Raw genomic sequence first — 15,688 nt, 5'->3', positions numbered from 1 at the left:
TGCGTCGTTCTATCGCGGATGCCGATCCCGCCACTGGCGTGGATTTTCAAAAGTACCCGCCCAAATGCCCTGCCGACCGGCACGGGCAGCAGCCTGTTCCCCAGCATAATTGTCAGTGGCGATGGCAAGTCCTTTTGATACCATGACCGCCCCGATATCGCGCCCATCGCTTTGGCATGTGGCAAGGGTGCGGTCAAAGCGATCTCGACCCGACTGGGTGCAAGCCACCTGCCCGCGCAGGAGAATGTCCATCTGCTCACGCGCACGCTCGCCACAGGGCCAGGGTGCGCCATTGGCGTTGGCGCAAGACTGTTTCAACTCCGGCGCATCAATGCCGAGCAGTCGCACGCGATCGGCACCAAAACGAAAACTATCACCGTCACTCGCGCGCAACTGGCCGGAAAGCTGGGGCGTTGCCGGCTCAAGGCGAGCCGCAACCAATGCGCAGGCCGCCAAAATAGCCACGACGAGAAGGGCACCACGGCGTCCGGAAAACGGTCGACTATTAGACGAATAGGAGGGCAAGATTTCACCGGGTGTTAACTACGACGTCGCTAGTGTCTGAGTTGAGCGTAGCGAATGTGTTTGTGGTTCGCATCATTTAGTAAACGAGTAGTAGTGACATGCCGTATGAACCGGCGACGTTTGATGTTGACGTCCGCGCCCGCATGGGCCGTGAACCCAAGGGCAATGCGCAAAAGACGGTTTCGGATGCGCGCCAGCGCCTGACCTCGAGTTCAGGTACACGCTCGTCCTATGATTTTGAACTCATGCAGGAATATGCCAGTGCGCGGCTGGCGGGCGCGATCCCGATTGCGGCAATCGTGGTTATTCTTGCCTGTGTCTCCTCGCTCTGGGTACCCGCATTATTCACAGCGCTGTGGGCGGGGGTGGTACTGCTCAGCCTCGCCACGGTCGCCCTTATTGCGCGGCGGTTTCAACGCACAAGTCCGCTAAAATTCAACGCCAGCCAATGGACCACCACATTTGTGGTCGCCGAGTGCATATATGGACTGACCTGGTCAACACTGGCGCTGTTTACGCTGGTTGCGGATCTTGATTCCCTGACCGCGGTGATGTTTGCCATGGTTTTGGTATGTATCGCGGCCAATGCGGTTTCCACGCGGTCGCTGCCACCGGCCACCGTCATCAGCACCCTGCCCGCAACGCTTACGGTCAGCATCAATCTAATCGCGCTGGGCGGCACCCTCAATTATACGCTTGCGGGTGTGACGATCTGTGGCGAGATATTTTTTGTCTATCTTGCGCGCCAGATGCACACTGCCGATCTCGACACGATTACGCACCAATCGGAAAAGGATGCGCTGATCAATGATCTGGAAGAGGCGCGGCAAATGTCGGACGAGGCGCGGCGCCACGCCGAACAGGCCAATATTGCCAAGTCGCAGTTCCTGGCAACGATGAGCCACGAGCTGCGCACGCCTCTTAACGCCATTATCGGCTTTTCCGAAGTGCTGAAATCGGAATTACTGGGGCCACACCAAGTGGCGCAATACAAGGAATACGCCGGAGACATCCACAATAGTGGTCAGCATTTGCTGAATCTTATCAATGAGTTGCTTGATTTATCGCGAATTGAAGCGGGTAAGTATGAACTCAATGAGGAAGTTGTGTCGCTGGTAGAAATCGCCGAAGACTGCCGCCGAATGATGGAATTGCGTGCCAAGGCCAAGGGCATCGAGTTGGTTTATAATGTTGGCAGAAACCTACCCAAACTCTGGGGCGACGAACGCGCCATTCGGCAGGTGGTGCTCAATCTCTTGTCAAACGCCATCAAGTTCACGCCCCAGTCGGGCAAAGTCGTACTCATCGTTACCCGGAGCGGAGATGGTGGACAGATGGTTTCGGTCAAGGACAATGGCCCCGGCATTCCCGAAGAGGAAATCGTCACGGTTCTGTCGTCGTTCGGGCAAGGATCACTGGCGCAAAAGACTGCCGAGCAAGGCGCGGGACTGGGTCTGCCGATCGTGCAGAAAATCATGGACCTGCATCAGGGGCGATTTGACCTGTTTTCCAAGCTCCGTTTTGGCACCGAGGTCATTGCAACCTTCCCGCGTGCACGGGTCATGGACGCCCTTGCCCCGGTTGTGGAACGCAAGCAGAAGTTGGAAATATACTCCGAGGTCAGCTAGGGCGTTGCCGACCTAGTCCGATTGCCGGCCGCTCACGGAGGCGCTTTCAAACGTCGCCATATTATTGTGCAGATGGAGCGCCGTCTTGGCCAGAATGGCGGCCAGGGCCGCTCCACTGCCCTCGCCCAGCCTCAATCCCAAATCAAGCAAGCCGGTTTTCCCCATCGTCCTGAGTGCCTTGGCGTGCCCACTTTCAGCCGAGACATGGGCAAACAGGCAGTGGTCAATCGAGGCTGGATTGACCGCAAAGGCGACTGCGGCGGCTGCGGTGGCGACAAAACCGTCCACGATGACCGGGACCTTCTGCTGACGGGTGGCAATCAATGCGCCAAGCATGGCCGCAATTTCGCGGCCACCGACACGCGCAAGAATCGCCAGCGGGTCGCTCAATGCCTCGGCGTGGAAAGCCAATGCGCGATCCACTGCGTCGGCCTTGCGTTGCAGACCAGCATCATCAACGCCCGTTCCCCGCCCTACCCAATCGGCGCCCGAACCGCCAAACAGGGCAGCATAGATCGCGGCGGCGATGGTGGTATTGCCGATACCCATTTCGCCAATGCAGATCAGGTCGGGTTTTCCCGCGATAGCTTCCATGCCATAGGCGATAGTGGCGGCACACATGCGATCATCGAGCGCTGCGGCCTTGGTAATGTCACCGGTAGGCAGTTCCAGCGCCAGTTCAAACACCCGGAGGTTGATCTCGTGTAGGGTGCATATTTGCGAGATGGCGGCGCCGCCATTGGTGAAATTGGCCACCATCTGGGCCGTCACTTCACGCGGAAACGCTGAAACCCCCTGATCCGTCACTCCATGATTGCCCGCAAAGATTGCGACCATGGGATTATCGAGCGTTGGCGACGACTTGCCCTGCCAACGGCCCAGAAATTCGACCAGTTTTTCCATTTGCCCCAGTGATCCAGGCGGTTTGGTCAGGATAGAATCACGGTCACGAATTGCGGCGACCGCCGCCTCGTCACCCTTTGGCACGATGGTCAATAATTCGATGACATCGGCGTAGGCAGCGTTGGGCAAGGTGGGCATGGATGGTCCGGCGGTTAGGTGCTAGGAATGGCGACCTTGTTACGCAAACGCGATGGAAATGCAATTGAGCGCCGAGCATCAGGGCAGCCCGCCAATAACAGAGACGCGCGAACCGACCGTGCCGCTCGACGCGCCGCCCGTTCCGGGGCTGAAGGCAGACGTTCTGATGGCCTTGCGGTTTTTTTCACGATTGCCCACCGGCGAGGCGGCGCACGAAGTGCCCAACCTTAATCGGATTGCCCTGGCGCTGCCCTTCGCCAGCCTTTTGATCGGTGCCGGACCGGTAGCACTCTTGCTGCTGGCATCGTGGCTTGGGCTCCCAACCTATTTTGGCGCAGCGCTGGCTGCTGGAGCCATGGTAATTGTCACAGGTGCCATGGCCGAGGATGCGATAGCCGACAGCGCCGATGGACTTTTTGGCGGTACGACTGCGGCCAGACGCTTGGAGATTATGAAAGACAGTCGGCACGGCACCTATGGCGTGGCGTCATTGTGCCTGTTCCTCATTTTACGGGTTGCCGCCCTTGGCAGCATCTTGTTGGTCAATCCGCTGTCGGCAGTTGGACTATGGCTCGGGGCCACGGTCATGGCGCGATCAAGCGCGCTGTGGCTGGCGGCAACTGCCGCGCCAGTGCGAGAGAACGGCGCCAGCGCGACGGCGGGCCTTTTGCTCAAGCGGAATTTTTTCGTCGGCGCGGGGTTTTCGCTTTTGATCGGCTTTGTTCTGGTCGCCCCGTTCGCCGGGTTATTAGGATTTGGACTGGGTCTGGCGTTGGCTTTGGCAACGGTGGCCGGGTGGTCCGCGTTATGTGTGCGACTGGTCGGCGGACAAACCGGTGATTTGGTCGGGGCGCTGGTGGCGCTGGCGGAAATTGGTCTGCTGGCAGGATTTCTGGCCGGGGTATGAAGCGGCTGCAATGGCGACTTGAAAAAGCCACAGCGGCCCCCATTATCAGTTGTAGCGAAGCGGTGGCGAGGTAGAGCGAAGCGATGGCATTTATCGGGATCGCATTGCTGATCGCCGGCGCACTGGCGTTGGTGGTTATCGCCGACGCGGGGGCGTTGGTCGGCCTTAGCCAGTTTCAGACGGCTCAAGTCCTGCCCTTGCTGCTATTGCTGGTCATATTTGCCGGCGGGTTGTTTTCACGGCGACGACGCGCCTCTGAACTGTTTGGAAACCTTGCAATCTGGATCGGTATCGCTGCTGTCGCCGGGCTTGGTTATGTCTATCGATATGATTTGAGCAATGTTGCCTGGCGGGTTGCAGGCCAATTCCGGCCCGGCGTGGCAGTTGTAGATGCCGAGCGCGGCACGGCGACATTTTCGCGGGGTCTTGGCGGACACTTTGAAGTCCGTGCGGATATCAATGGCCATATCACGCCGCTGATTTTTGATACTGGTGCCAGCGCGGTCGTGCTTAACAGCACCGATGCTGCTGCCGCTGGCATTGATATTGACAGACTGCGCTTCAATATACCGGTTTCAACGGCGAACGGCACCGGACAGGCTGCCTTTGTGACCCTTGACCGAATGGAAGTTGGCGGGATTGTTCGCACCGGCGTTCGTGCCTTTGTCACATCCAATGACTCGCTGGAAAAGAGTTCTATTGGGCATGACGTTTCTGGAGACGCTGAGCCGCTACTCGGTTAGCCAGGACGCCTTGGAGCCTGACCGACTAAGGCGTCAACGCCAATTCCCTGGCAGGCATCACTGCCGCCAACGCCCGCTCCAACACCTCGGGCCCGGCATGAGGGCGGCAGGCTTCGACGCTGAGTATCTGGCGGAACTGTCGCGCGCCGGAAATCCCGTTGGCCAAACCGAGCATGTGGCGGGTAATCTGGTTCATGCGCGTGCCATCGGCCAATTGTGCGTCGGCATAGGAGGCCATTTGTTCCATGACCGTCTGGAGCGAAACTGGTTCGCGTTCCTCGCCGAAAATCCTGCTATCGACCTCTGCCAACTGCAAGGGATTGTGATAGGCCGCGCGGCCCATCATGACGCCGTCGGTATGGCGCAATTGTTCCAAGGCGCTATCGATGGTGTCGATGCCGCCATTGATCATCACAGGCAAGGGCGCGAGCCGGGTCCGCAGCCGATGGACACGGTCATGATCCAGCGGGGGAATTGTACGGTTTTCCTTTGGCGACAGCCCGCTGAGCCAGGCTTTGCGCGCGTGCACATAAAGCGCATCGACGTTGGCAGCCACCATGGCATCGGCAAAATGGTCCAGTCCCGTCTCAACGTCCTGATCATCAATGCCAATTCGGCACTTTACCGTAATCGGCCGGTCCGTGACGCCCCGCATGGCGCGAACACAGTCAGCAACCAGCTCAGGCTCCGCCATCAGGCAGGCGCCAAAGCGGCCCGACTGTACCCGGTCGGAGGGGCAGCCAACATTCAGATTGATTTCGGCATATCCAAACTCGGCTCCGATGGCAGTGGCCTCAGCCAATTCGCGCGGATTGGACCCACCCAATTGAAGAGCCTACGGGATGCTCGCCCGGATCAAAACGCAGCAGCCGTGCCCGATCACCCCGGACCAGCGCGGCACTCGTGACCATTTCAGTAAACAGCAGTGCACGGCGACTCAATAACCGGTGAAAATACCGGCAGTGCCTGTCCGTCCAATCCATCATGGGAGCGACGGAAAAAGTTCTATCCATATTTTTCAATTCGTTTTGACTTCTTGTGGCGATGGATACTCAGATAAGGCTGCGTTTCGCCCTTCTCTAGCGCAAAACGGACAATTGTGCACCGGTGACAAATGCCCCACATGGCAGCAATGCGCGCATAGGCCAAGACCCGACGGCAATCGGGCTATGACCCTGGCGAAATCTAATTGCTCAAAAAACAGGCGTTGGGGCAGGAAAATCTCCTAACGCCAGTGACTTTGCCATTGGTTACCCGGACTCCGAGAGGTTGATCTTGTACAAATTCACCACCTTGCAATTTGGAGTCTCCACATGCGCTTTTCAACGCTTGCCGCTACCGTCCTAGTCGGTTTCGGCCTCATCTCCGGCGCTCACGCGGAACGCCTGACCGACCAGCCGCTGGTCAACGCGGCATGGCTCGAACAACATTTGGGCGACAATAGTCTGGTTGTCCTCGATAGTCGCGATGCCGTGGACAATGTGCTGCCATACACAGTTGCGCACATCCCCGGCGCGATCAGCGCTCCCTATTCAACGTCGGGCTGGCGCGATTCAATTGACGGCGTGCCGGGTCAGTTTCCAGGAGCAGAAAAGACGTCGGCGCTAATTGCTGCGCTTGGCATTTCCGACGACAACCATGTGGTAATCGTACCGGCTGGCACCAATTCGAGCGAGTTTGGCGCCGCTACCCGCATCTACTGGACATTCAAGGTGTTAGGGCATGACGCGGTATCTATCCTGGATGGCGGTGCCCGGGCATGGGACGCGGCTGGCGGTGAGGTCACCGATGTTGCCACGGTACTGCCGCCTGCAACCTTTACACCGAATTTTCGCCAGGAATTGCTGGCCACGACTGCAGACGTCAAGGCCGCACTCGCCAACGGCACGCCATTGATTGATGGCCGTCCGGCGGCGCAATACAAGGGTGAATCCAAGAGCCCGGTCGTTCGCGTGGCTGGCACGATCCCAGGCGCGGTCAATATCGAAAATATGAGCCTTTATGATAACGACAAGGCCTCGTTCGCAGACCCCGAAAAAGTAGCAAGCCTTGCCGCCAGCGTTGGCGTCAAGTCGGACGAATCTAACATCGCCTTTTGCAATACCGGTCACTGGGCTTCGGTGATCTGGTTCGGTCTATCTGAAGTACAGGGCAACAAGAATACCCGTATGTACGATGGTTCAATGGCCGAATGGGCTGCCGATCCCGAGCGTCCCGTCGAATAGAAGTGCTGGCTACGATATGCAGGTGTAATGTCCGGGGTAGAGCCCTGGACATTGCCGTATTAGAACGACTATTGCCCTCTTATTCATTCCCAAGATAGCAGCGTTGATTTCATGAGTATGGCCTCCGCATCCATGCCGCAGTCCCCAGCCCCGAGCAGCGGCACCAATGTCGACCGTGGCGTAGTGCTGTTGGTCAGTTTGGCGATTGTGATATTCGCCCAAATTATCGGGCAACTGATCAACCCGCGCCAATCACTATTGTTTCTGATTGGTAGCCTGTTGGGCATTACGCTTTATCACGCGTCATTCGGTTTTACCGGTGGTTGGCGCCGGTTGGCTGTCGAACGACGTGGACGCGCCATGCGCGCTCAACTGCTGATGATTGGCGCGGCGGCAGCCGCTTTCATACCGCTATTGGCGGTGGGATCCGTCTTTGGACAACCGTTGGTTGGGGCGACGGCGCCGGTTGGGATATCAGTTCTGGTTGGGGCAGCCATATTCGGACTGGGCATGCAACTGGGGGGCGGCTGCGGGTCGGGCACCCTGTTTACCGTGGGTGGGGGCAGCGCACGCATGTTGGTGACCCTGGCATTTTTCATCATCGGCGCTCTGTTGGGCACTGCGCATTTGCCCTGGTGGCTGGGGATGCCGGCATTGCCGCCGACCAGTCTGGGCACTGTACTTGGTGTGCCGGGGGGCGTCGCCGTAACCCTTCTGGGACTTGCCGCTGTCGGCGCTGTCACCGTTCTGGTGGAACGGGCGCGCCATGGATCCCTTGAAAAGGTCGCAGCGCCATCTCGAGGTGGCTTGACGCGCCTGCTGCACGGTCCATGGCCACTGATCGGGGCTGGTTTGGCCTTGGCGGCGCTTAACCTGGCGACCCTGTTGGTGGCCGGACACCCTTGGTCAATCACCTACGGCTTTGGCCTATGGGGCGCAAAAATTGCCAGCGCGGTCGGCGTGCCGGTGGCGACGTGGGAATTCTGGACCTGGCCAGGCCAGGCGGCAGCGCTCAATAACAGCGTATTGGCTGACGCCACCTCGGTGATGAATTTTGGCATTTTGCTCGGGGCCGCGCTGGCGGCGAGCCTCGCTGGAAAGTTCGCGCCCAAGGCCACTCTGCCCCTGCTATCGCTGCTGGCAGCCGCAATTGGCGGCATTGCCATGGGCTACGGCGCCCGACTATCGTTTGGATGCAATATCGGGGCGCTGTTTTCGGGTATCGCTTCGGGCAGCTTGCACGGTTGGCTCTGGTTCGGGGCGGCCTTTGCTGGCAGTCTCGGTGGCGTTTTCCTACGCCCACTGTTCGGATTGGATGGGTTCAAGAAATGAGCAACCGCAACACATTCCTGTTTGGAGCCTGCGCTGGCCACTGCTGTTGGCGCGGTTGCGATTGATCATGTCAGTCACCGGGCAGCGCCGGTACCCGCTGCTGTGACGGCTGCCGTCGTTAGCGTGACGTCGGATTCGTCATCAGCGCCCTGCTCGGCTGCCGCGCCCTGCGCGGCGGCGGCACCCTGCTCAGCAGGCGCCCCATGTGCGGCTGTCGCCCCATGCGCCGCTGCGGCGCCCTGTGCTGCAGTCGCTCCGTGCGCCGCTTCGGCACCGTGTGCAGCTGTGGCGCCGTGCTCGGCTGCGGGTCAATAGGCCGCCAATGCAACACGATCAGGCCCGCGCCGCCCAGGAAGCCCTGTTCTGCGAGGCAACGCTTGCCAAGTCGGGTGACAACGTCTTGCTGGAAACGCTGCGCGGTTCAGATCCGATAACGAGTTGGAGCCATTACCCGCCCGGGGACGTATTTGATCCAGATAGTGGCGCTCAATGGTACTATCACTGTCACGACCCGCAGCCCGATGCGCGTGAACATGGCCATTTTCATTGCTTTGTGCGGCCAGCGGGCGCCAAAGGGCCCATTCACCACCTCGTCGCCATCGGCGTCGATCCATTTGGCAAACTGGTGCGGTTGTTCACCGTCAATCACTGGGTGGTTGGCGACGATTGGGCGGACGCGGCTGCTACAGTTGATCTACTGGAAAAATTCGACGTGCAGATGGGCCGCCCATCCTATCTGGTCAACCGTTGGCTAACGGCGATCATCGCGCTTTACCAGGACGAAATCGCCGAACTGATCCGGCGGCGCGATCGGGCAATCGCGGGCCTGTCCGCTGCTGCGCCCGATGTGGCGCGGGCTGACAGAACACTGGAAGTGGCCTCTGAATTGACCATCAATCTATCGGTCAAGGCAAAAGCGGTACTGGCGGACTAATTCGCCTGCGTGCAACCAGCGCCCGAAAATCAACAGCACATGTAAGGCCATCCGGTGACTTTGTAACCTTGGACGCTGCGCGAACGAATGTCCTATATATCCCGCCAAAATGTCCCGGCAGCCCCGCAGCCAGGTGCACAAAATGGAGTTTGGGTACATGGAACGCAATCACCAGATTAATCCTGCCATAGCGTTGGCGTGCCTGATTTATCTTGTATCGGTCAACTTGACCCATGCCCAGATAGACACCTGGACCAGCGAAGGCTGGAGCACAGATTTTTCCAAGACAAGCATTGATCTGTCGGAAATCATTTCCGGCGGGCCACCGCGCGATGGCATTCCGTCAATCGATAATCCGACATTTTCAGCAGCGGACGAGATTACCGATATTGACGGGCGTGAACCGGTTATCGAGTTTCCCATTGAAGGGGAGAGCCGCGCCTATCCGCTGCGGGTATTGATCTGGCATGAAATCGTCAATGACACGATCGACGATATACCGGTTGCCGTCACCTATTGTCCGCTTTGCAATGCCGCCATTGTGTTCGACCGGCGCCTCGACGCGGAAACCCTGGCATTCGGCACCAGTGGCAAATTACGCCACTCCGACCTGATCATGTACGACCGCACCACCCAAAGCTGGTGGCAACAATTTTCAGGCGATGCCATCGTCGGCGAATTGACCGGCAGCGCCCTTAAGAAGCTGCCGTCGCGGATTGTTTCGTTTGAAAAGTTCAAACAAGCACATCCCAAGGGCCAGGTTCTGGTCCCGAATGATCCCAATTTCCGTCCCTATGGCAATAATCCTTATCAAAGCTACGACACCGCCGAGCGGCCATTCCTGTTTCGTGGGGAGTTGCCTGCCGACATTGCCGCCATGGCCCATGTCGTTGTGGTCGACACCGGTGCCGAGCCGATCATTGTTAGCCTCGAGCGTGTCCGACAATCGGGATATGAGCACGACGGCTATGTCGTAACGTATCAGGACGGGGTCGCATCAGCGCTTGACTCCTCAAGCATCCAACAGGGTCGCGATATTGGCACTGTAATGGTTACCAAGGATGGTGCCGATGTGGTTCACGATCTGACATTCGCCTTTGTCGCCCATGTATTCTACCCCGACGTGATGATCGTTCAATGACCGCCACGCTTTCCGACACACGATATTCATGAGGACTAATACCATGCGTCTATCCTTGCCGTACGCGCTATTGCTGGCAGCGGCCATCACTCTGGTTCTTGGCTATTCGGGATTAGTCACGTTTCTCGGGGCGCACCCTTGGTGGGCGCAATCTGCCTCGTGGATAGGGGCAATAGCCGGGGTGGCGGTGGGGTTGGTCGTGTGGTGGTTGCGCGTATCCCGGAAACTCGCCTTGGGGTTGGTCATCGTGACATTGATCGCTGGTGGGTTGGCCGCCTATTTCGGCAAGGCCGAGTTCACAGCATCCTATGCCGAGAATGGGCTGGCCGGTCGATTCTGGTATGATGGATGGCTGGTCGGTCTGGCGGCGTTCACCAGTCTTGTCGCCATTGGTACCGGGCGCCAGCGCGCGCCTGACAACACGGCAGCGCGGACTGGTTAAGGTAGTTACCGCGCCTTAGCGGCACGCCTCGTCCATTGCCTGGGAATGGTCCGCGGCAGTGTCCGGACAGGGAGTGAATTCGGCCACTGACCGCGTTATGACCGCAGAACTTGCTTCAAGCGTTCTGTGAACCGGGCATTTGTCGGCAATGTGCATGAGGCTTTCGTGCTGGTCGGCATTTAACTCGCCATCATAACTGATCTGGCGGTCGAATTCGTCTCGGCCATCCTGACCTTTGCCATTGTGGACGACCTCGGCTCGTATGCCGGTTATCGGCATATTTTTGCGGTCGGCGTAAAGCCGCAGCGTCATCACCGTGCACGCGCCAAGCCCGGCCGAGACCAACCCGTAAGGTGTTGGACCGCTGGCCATGCCGCCGACACTGACTGGTTCATCAGCCAAAAAGCCGCCCGATGAGGTCGCAATCTGAACCTGAAATTTGCCGGCACCCGTCTCGGTGACAGTTACCGCGTCGCCTTGGGGCAAGTCCACGGCTTTGGCAGGCGCTGGCCTGGTGACATATCGTGTTGCCCATGCCGACAGGCAATCGGCGGCATATTCGGCATCGCGGCGGCGCGTCAGCAAATGGTCGGCATCGTCGAGCGATATAAAGCTTTTGGGGTGACGGGCGGCTGTATAAATTCCGGTGGCGTTGTCCACAGACACAACCTTGTCCGTCGGTGAGTGCAGGATCAACAATGCCTTGCCCAGTCTGGCGATTTCGGCGCCTGCATCATATTGGGCGAGATCGCGGGCGAATTCGGGCGCCAGATTGAAGGCCCGACCGCCGATATTGACGGGTACTCGCCCCTGGTCATTGGGTTCAGAATCCGACTTTACGTGGGTCAGAACATGTTCAGGCTCAAACGGGGCACCCAAAACGGCGACCGCGGTAACATCGGCGAGCGCGGTGGCCGCAGACAGCACCGCAGCGCCGCCAAAACTATGGCCAACCAGCAATTCCACTTTCCGACCGGTCGAGGCCATCGCTTCGACCGCCGCAATTATGTCAGTTCGGTCGCGCGATAGTCCGCTGCCGAACTCGCCTTCGCTGTCGCCCAGTCCGGTAAAATCGAAGCGCAGCACGCCAATCCCGGTGTCCGCCAAGCGTCGTGATATGCGCGTGGCGGCAAGCGAGGTTTTGTCGCAGGTAAAGCAGTGGGCAAAAACGGCGTAGCTGTGGGCTGGGGTATCACTGAGTTCCAGACGACCCGATAGCTGCTCGCCATTCGCATTGGTGAACGAAAATTCTTCCGTGGGCATCGCCGTCACCTGTATTCGGGGTTTGGATGATCAAAACGTTCGCCCTTGTCCCAGGCGGGGCGCTGATTGCCATGGGCTGGAATGCCGCCCGCGTCCTTGAGCATGCGAGCCAGATGCAACAGGTTCCAAGTCATGAAGGTGGTGTTGCGCTGGGTAAATTCATTGTCCAGCCCCACCTTACCATCGTCACCATATGACGGGCCGGGCCCGGCCTCACCGATCCAGCCTGCGTCGGCCTGCGGGGGAATGACATAGCCCAGATGTTGCAGCGAATAGAGGATGTTCATGGCGCAATGCTTGATACCATCTTCGTTGCCGGTGATGATGCAGCCCCCTGCGCGACCGTAATAGGCGTATTGCCCCGCTTGGTTGAGCCTTGCCCGAATAACCATAAAGCCGCTCGATGGCGCTGGTGCAGATCGAGGATTTGTCGCCCAGCCATATCGGCGTGCCGATGATCAGGATTTCGGCCGCCATGACCTTCTCCTGGATCGCGGGCCAATCGTCCTTTGGCCAACCGTGTTCGGTCATGTCGGGATAGACACCGGGCGGCACCTCATAGTCCGCGACCCTGATGGTTTGGGTGGATACACCGTTGGTTTGCATGATTGCCTTGGAAACATCCATCAGGGTCTGGGTGTGCGACGTCTCAGACGAGCGCTTCAGACTGCAGTTCAAGAACACTGCATTGAGATCCGAATAGTCAGTCATGGGCGAATTTCCTTACATGGCAATTTGGCACTAATGCATCATAAACCGAGGTCGCGCCGATCCGGCTCCATCACTATCGGGTCAGAATGACTTGAACCGGACGCCGGACAATATGGTTCAACTATGTCTGGAAATGTCCGCACCCGTTACAGGTTATTTCCATAATGGCGAAAATAGGTCCTGATCGGCCGGGGCATATGTCGCCTGACCGCTTCTAGCGCGGTTCGGCAATTGGGGTGACCGGCTTGGCCAGAGACCGCTCGCGCAGCCAGATATACATGCCGCTGCAGATAACGATGGGGGCGCCAATAAACAGCCAGATATCGGGTGGCTGATTGAAAATTAGCCAGCTTGACGCGGTCAGAAACAATATCTGGAAATAGGAAAATGGTGCCAGCACCGAAGCGGGCGCGAAGCGATGGGCAATGGTGGCCAGTTGATGGCCAAAAAACCCGAACAGGCCAATAGCGAAAAACGCAATCCACGCCCCCATATTGTCAGGCCAAGCCCAATTTGCGAGTGCAAAGGGGGCGAGCACGATCGTCGCAAATATGGCCACATAAAATTGCTGGGTCGCGGCGGAATCGACACCAGCCAAACGGCGGGTAAGCAGGAAATAGAAGGCAGAGAAAAAGGCGGCGGCGACACTAAGGAACGCGGCGGGGTGGAAGGCTTCGCCACCAGGCCGCACAATAATCAGAATGCCAACAAAACCAACGCCGATTGCTGTCCAGCGCCGCGGGCCAACCGTCTCACCGAGAATTGGCACCGACAAGGCGCAAAGGATCAATGGCATGGTGAAACCAATTGCCCCGGTTACGGTCAGCGGCAGGTATTGAACGGCGATAAAATTGCTAAGCGACATTCCAAGCAAGGCGAGCGCCCGAAGGATCTGCAGGCCCAAATTGTTCGTGCGGATCAAGCCCAGGCCATAACGCGGAAAGCTGATGGCGGAGGCCAACGCCAAATGGATGCCATAGCGCACAAAGACGATCTGAATGGCCGAAATACCTGACAGGCCCAGCCATTTGGCCGAGGTATCAATACCGGTAAACAGGAAAAACGCCAGCATCACCAAGCCGATTCCAAGGAGGCGGCGCTCCATGGGTGGCGCGATGCTGGGTGTCATGTCATATCCGGTTTTGCGGGACCAGAGCCAGAAATGTTGACCAGTGGTCAGAAGTCAACGCCAAATGTCCGCCAGGGGACAGAAGTTTGGTGCCGCCACGCCAATTAATGCAAATCGCGCAGGCAAGCGGCTAAAATGTCTCCGCCAGATTTCTCAATTTGAGTGAACTGGCCAATTTTTTCGCCGATATTTTGTTCCCATGGCGCGCGGTAAACCGCAGTTTGGCGGTCCGGCCGGGCAGGAGTGTTATCGCATTGTCCGAAAAATAGCCGGGCAGATCGACGGTCGCGGTGACGAACAGGGCGGGCGCATCAGTGGTCAAGCTCAACACCTGCTGGCCATTATTGCTTGACCATTTCGCCTTGATCTTGGGTTGGGGTAGCCTCGTAATTTTTGTAGGCGGTGGGGAAAAAGTCGTTTTCCCCGAGCAAGTTACCGTCGGCGTCTCTCCAGCCGAAGAATAAAAATTCGTCCGCGGCCAGATCGCCTTTGGCAACGGCATACAGGTCCTTGGCCGCATTGACGCCAATAGAGGTTTGGCCGGTGTGAAGCACACGTTCGCCCCCCGATATCTTGACGGCCAAAAGGTCGAGCAAAACCCCGGCCTTGTCGGCGGTGTCATTGATGCCGCGCAGGACGATGTCGCCAGTCTCCGGATCGGGTACCGCCACCACACTAATCGGCAGGTAAAAACGCTTGGCCATATAGTGCAGCAATTTCCATTGCCCGCCATAGTCCAGACTCGCCCAACTGGCGACAGGCCAGATGTCGTTGATCTGCCAGTACAGCGTGCCCATACAGCGCGGTTTGGTGGATCGCCAATATTCAATGGCGGTCTTGATCGCCAGCCCCTGTTGTATCTGGGACAGGAAAACCATCTGATCAAAATTTGAGGGAAAGCGGAAATAGCGCGTCATGGTTTCAAGAATGCGCGCATTGCCGCCCTCATTGCGCTGGTGATTTTCCATCACCGGTGAGGAGGGATTGCGATCCTTGGGCTCGGCAAATGTCTCGATGACATTCATTGAGGTGAACGACTGAAAACCAAATTCAGAAGCAAAACGTGGATTGACCGTGCGATAGGCTTCAAATGGTTTGGCTGAGTGCCAAACATCCCAATAGTGAGTATCGCCGCGCGTATCGGCATGCCAACCGTCGGAGAAATCCAGATAGCCCATGGAGGGTGACGATGGCCAGAACCGACGTGCCGGGTCCTCGTCCTCTACAATGCGACCCAGCATGGAATTCAGCCGGTCATAATTGGCAACATAGCGTTCCGGCGCCGCCATGGTTTCGGGATACCATCCCAATGATCCGATGACCTCGTTGTCCCCGCACCACAGCGCAATGCAGGCGTGGTGGGAGAGGCGTCGCAGCTGTTGGGTGATTTCGACACGCACATCGTCGAGGAATTCGCGATCGGACGGATAGCTCATGCAGGCAAACATGAAATCATGCCAGATGAGAATGCCAAGTTCGTCGCATAGCTCGTAAAAATAGTCGGGTTCGTACTGGCCGCCACCCCAGATGCGCAACATGTTCATATTGGCCGCTTTGGCGCTCTCGAGCAGGTCGCGCACCACCGCGGGCGTGATGCGGCTGGGAATGGCGTCTGCCGGAATCCAATTGGCACCCATCATGGTTATGTCGCGACCATTGACGCGGCA

16 protein-coding genes and 1 pseudogene are annotated in these 15,688 nt (G+C 58.1%); 8 read left to right on the top strand and 9 right to left on the bottom strand.

Annotated features, from left to right (window positions below; all coding sequences use genetic code 11):
• Positions 1–9 precede the first annotated feature (9 nt).
• A complete protein-coding gene (locus PSQ19_RS00725; protein WP_282219199.1) occupies positions 10–525 on the bottom strand; it encodes a thermonuclease family protein in 516 nt (171 codons plus the stop codon).
• Positions 526–623: 98 nt separating this feature from the next.
• Here PSQ19_RS00725 and PSQ19_RS00720 point away from each other — a divergent pair, with 98 nt between their 5' ends.
• Entirely contained in the window at positions 624–2,153 is a 1,530-nt protein-coding gene (locus PSQ19_RS00720) for a sensor histidine kinase (RefSeq protein ID WP_282219198.1), read from the top strand.
• Between the two features lie 12 nt (positions 2,154–2,165).
• Here the strand turns inward: PSQ19_RS00720 and cobT are convergent, their stop codons facing one another.
• Positions 2,166–3,194: a nicotinate-nucleotide--dimethylbenzimidazole phosphoribosyltransferase gene (gene cobT / locus PSQ19_RS00715; RefSeq protein WP_282219197.1), complete on the bottom strand. Its 1,029-nt coding sequence runs from the start codon at positions 3,192–3,194 to the stop codon at positions 2,166–2,168.
• Positions 3,195–3,258: 64 nt separating this feature from the next.
• On the opposite strand from cobT, the gene PSQ19_RS00710 reads away from it, so the two are divergent.
• Both PSQ19_RS00710 and PSQ19_RS00705 read left to right on the top strand, forming a co-directional pair.
• Positions 3,259–4,101, top strand: coding sequence for an adenosylcobinamide-GDP ribazoletransferase (locus PSQ19_RS00710; protein WP_282219196.1), 843 nt, complete (start codon positions 3,259–3,261; stop codon positions 4,099–4,101).
• A gap of 83 nt (positions 4,102–4,184) precedes the next feature.
• Positions 4,185–4,844, top strand: coding sequence for a retropepsin-like aspartic protease family protein (locus PSQ19_RS00705; protein WP_282219195.1), 660 nt, complete (start codon positions 4,185–4,187; stop codon positions 4,842–4,844).
• A 25-nt stretch (positions 4,845–4,869) separates the two neighbouring features.
• Here PSQ19_RS00705 and dusA read toward each other — a convergent pair.
• Positions 4,870–5,857: pseudogene (gene dusA, locus PSQ19_RS00700) on the bottom strand (tRNA dihydrouridine(20/20a) synthase DusA).
• A 300-nt stretch (positions 5,858–6,157) separates the two neighbouring features.
• Here dusA and PSQ19_RS00695 point away from each other — a divergent pair.
• From PSQ19_RS00695 to PSQ19_RS00675, 5 genes are all read left to right on the top strand, one after another.
• Positions 6,158–7,069, top strand: coding sequence for a sulfurtransferase (locus PSQ19_RS00695; RefSeq protein WP_282219194.1), 912 nt, complete (start codon positions 6,158–6,160; stop codon positions 7,067–7,069).
• 111 nt (positions 7,070–7,180) lie between these two features.
• A complete protein-coding gene (locus tag PSQ19_RS00690) occupies positions 7,181–8,401 on the top strand; it encodes a YeeE/YedE family protein (RefSeq protein ID WP_282219193.1) in 1,221 nt (406 codons plus the stop codon).
• Positions 8,402–8,723: 322 nt separating this feature from the next.
• Entirely contained in the window at positions 8,724–9,335 is a 612-nt protein-coding gene (locus tag PSQ19_RS00685; protein ID WP_282219192.1) for a DUF6969 family protein, read from the top strand.
• Between the two features lie 157 nt (positions 9,336–9,492).
• Positions 9,493–10,476: a DUF3179 domain-containing protein gene (locus tag PSQ19_RS00680; protein ID WP_282219191.1), complete on the top strand. Its 984-nt coding sequence runs from the start codon at positions 9,493–9,495 to the stop codon at positions 10,474–10,476.
• A gap of 43 nt (positions 10,477–10,519) precedes the next feature.
• Complete coding sequence (locus tag PSQ19_RS00675; RefSeq protein ID WP_282219190.1) at positions 10,520–10,918, top strand: hypothetical protein; 399 nt, start codon at positions 10,520–10,522, stop codon at positions 10,916–10,918.
• Between the two features lie 15 nt (positions 10,919–10,933).
• On the opposite strand, the gene PSQ19_RS00670 is transcribed toward PSQ19_RS00675, so the two are convergent.
• The 6 genes from PSQ19_RS00670 to PSQ19_RS00645 form a co-directional block, all read right to left on the bottom strand.
• Positions 10,934–12,181 carry a bifunctional alpha/beta hydrolase/OsmC family protein gene (locus PSQ19_RS00670; RefSeq protein ID WP_282219189.1) on the bottom strand — a complete coding sequence of 416 codons (1,248 nt, stop codon included), beginning with the start codon at positions 12,179–12,181 and terminating at the stop codon, positions 10,934–10,936.
• 5 nt (positions 12,182–12,186) lie between these two features.
• The gene (locus tag PSQ19_RS00665) at positions 12,187–12,468 is read right to left on the bottom strand and encodes a hypothetical protein (protein WP_282219188.1); all 282 of its coding nucleotides are present in this window, start codon (positions 12,466–12,468) and stop codon (positions 12,187–12,189) included.
• Positions 12,395–12,892 (bottom strand): flavodoxin family protein, encoded by a 498-nt coding sequence (locus PSQ19_RS00660; protein WP_282219187.1) that lies wholly within the window; start codon positions 12,890–12,892, stop codon positions 12,395–12,397. The genes PSQ19_RS00665 and PSQ19_RS00660 overlap by 74 nt, the downstream gene beginning before the upstream one ends.
• A 214-nt stretch (positions 12,893–13,106) precedes the next feature.
• Positions 13,107–14,021 carry a DMT family transporter gene (locus PSQ19_RS00655; RefSeq protein ID WP_282219186.1) on the bottom strand — a complete coding sequence of 305 codons (915 nt, stop codon included), beginning with the start codon at positions 14,019–14,021 and terminating at the stop codon, positions 13,107–13,109.
• 130 nt (positions 14,022–14,151) lie between these two features.
• Entirely contained in the window at positions 14,152–14,343 is a 192-nt protein-coding gene (locus PSQ19_RS00650) for a glycoside hydrolase family 2 protein (RefSeq protein ID WP_282219185.1), read from the bottom strand.
• Positions 14,344–14,362: 19 nt separating this feature from the next.
• Entirely contained in the window at positions 14,363–15,661 is a 1,299-nt protein-coding gene (locus PSQ19_RS00645; protein ID WP_282219184.1) for a glycoside hydrolase family 2 protein, read from the bottom strand.
• Between the last annotated feature and the right edge of the window lie 27 nt (positions 15,662–15,688).

It is taken from the genome of Devosia algicola (genome assembly GCF_028816455.1).
In the GTDB taxonomy this organism is placed as follows: Bacteria; Pseudomonadota; Alphaproteobacteria; order Rhizobiales; family Devosiaceae; genus Devosia; species Devosia algicola.
The sequence above is the reverse complement of the archived record's forward strand: the minus strand, read 5'-3'. Positions and strand labels throughout refer to the sequence as shown.

Bases quoted from the DNA above. Each gene is read 5' to 3' on its own strand.
- PSQ19_RS00720 (WP_282219198.1), top strand. From the start codon at position 624: ATGCCGTATGAACCGGCGACGTTTGATGTTGACGTCCGCGCCCGCATG.
- cobT (WP_282219197.1), bottom strand. From the start codon at position 3,194: ATGCCCACCTTGCCCAACGCTGCCTACGCCGATGTCATCGAATTATTG.
- PSQ19_RS00705 (WP_282219195.1), top strand. From the start codon at position 4,185: ATGGCATTTATCGGGATCGCATTGCTGATCGCCGGCGCACTGGCGTTG.
- PSQ19_RS00695 (WP_282219194.1), top strand. From the start codon at position 6,158: ATGCGCTTTTCAACGCTTGCCGCTACCGTCCTAGTCGGTTTCGGCCTC.
- PSQ19_RS00690 (WP_282219193.1), top strand. From the start codon at position 7,181: ATGAGTATGGCCTCCGCATCCATGCCGCAGTCCCCAGCCCCGAGCAGC.
- PSQ19_RS00685 (WP_282219192.1), top strand. From the start codon at position 8,724: ATGCAACACGATCAGGCCCGCGCCGCCCAGGAAGCCCTGTTCTGCGAG.
- PSQ19_RS00680 (WP_282219191.1), top strand. From the start codon at position 9,493: ATGGAACGCAATCACCAGATTAATCCTGCCATAGCGTTGGCGTGCCTG.
- PSQ19_RS00675 (WP_282219190.1), top strand. From the start codon at position 10,520: ATGCGTCTATCCTTGCCGTACGCGCTATTGCTGGCAGCGGCCATCACT.
- PSQ19_RS00670 (WP_282219189.1), bottom strand. From the start codon at position 12,181: ATGCCCACGGAAGAATTTTCGTTCACCAATGCGAATGGCGAGCAGCTA.
- PSQ19_RS00665 (WP_282219188.1), bottom strand. From the start codon at position 12,468: ATGAACATCCTCTATTCGCTGCAACATCTGGGCTATGTCATTCCCCCG.
- PSQ19_RS00660 (WP_282219187.1), bottom strand. From the start codon at position 12,892: ATGACTGACTATTCGGATCTCAATGCAGTGTTCTTGAACTGCAGTCTG.
- PSQ19_RS00655 (WP_282219186.1), bottom strand. From the start codon at position 14,021: ATGACACCCAGCATCGCGCCACCCATGGAGCGCCGCCTCCTTGGAATC.
- PSQ19_RS00645 (WP_282219184.1), bottom strand. From the start codon at position 15,661: ATGATGGGTGCCAATTGGATTCCGGCAGACGCCATTCCCAGCCGCATC.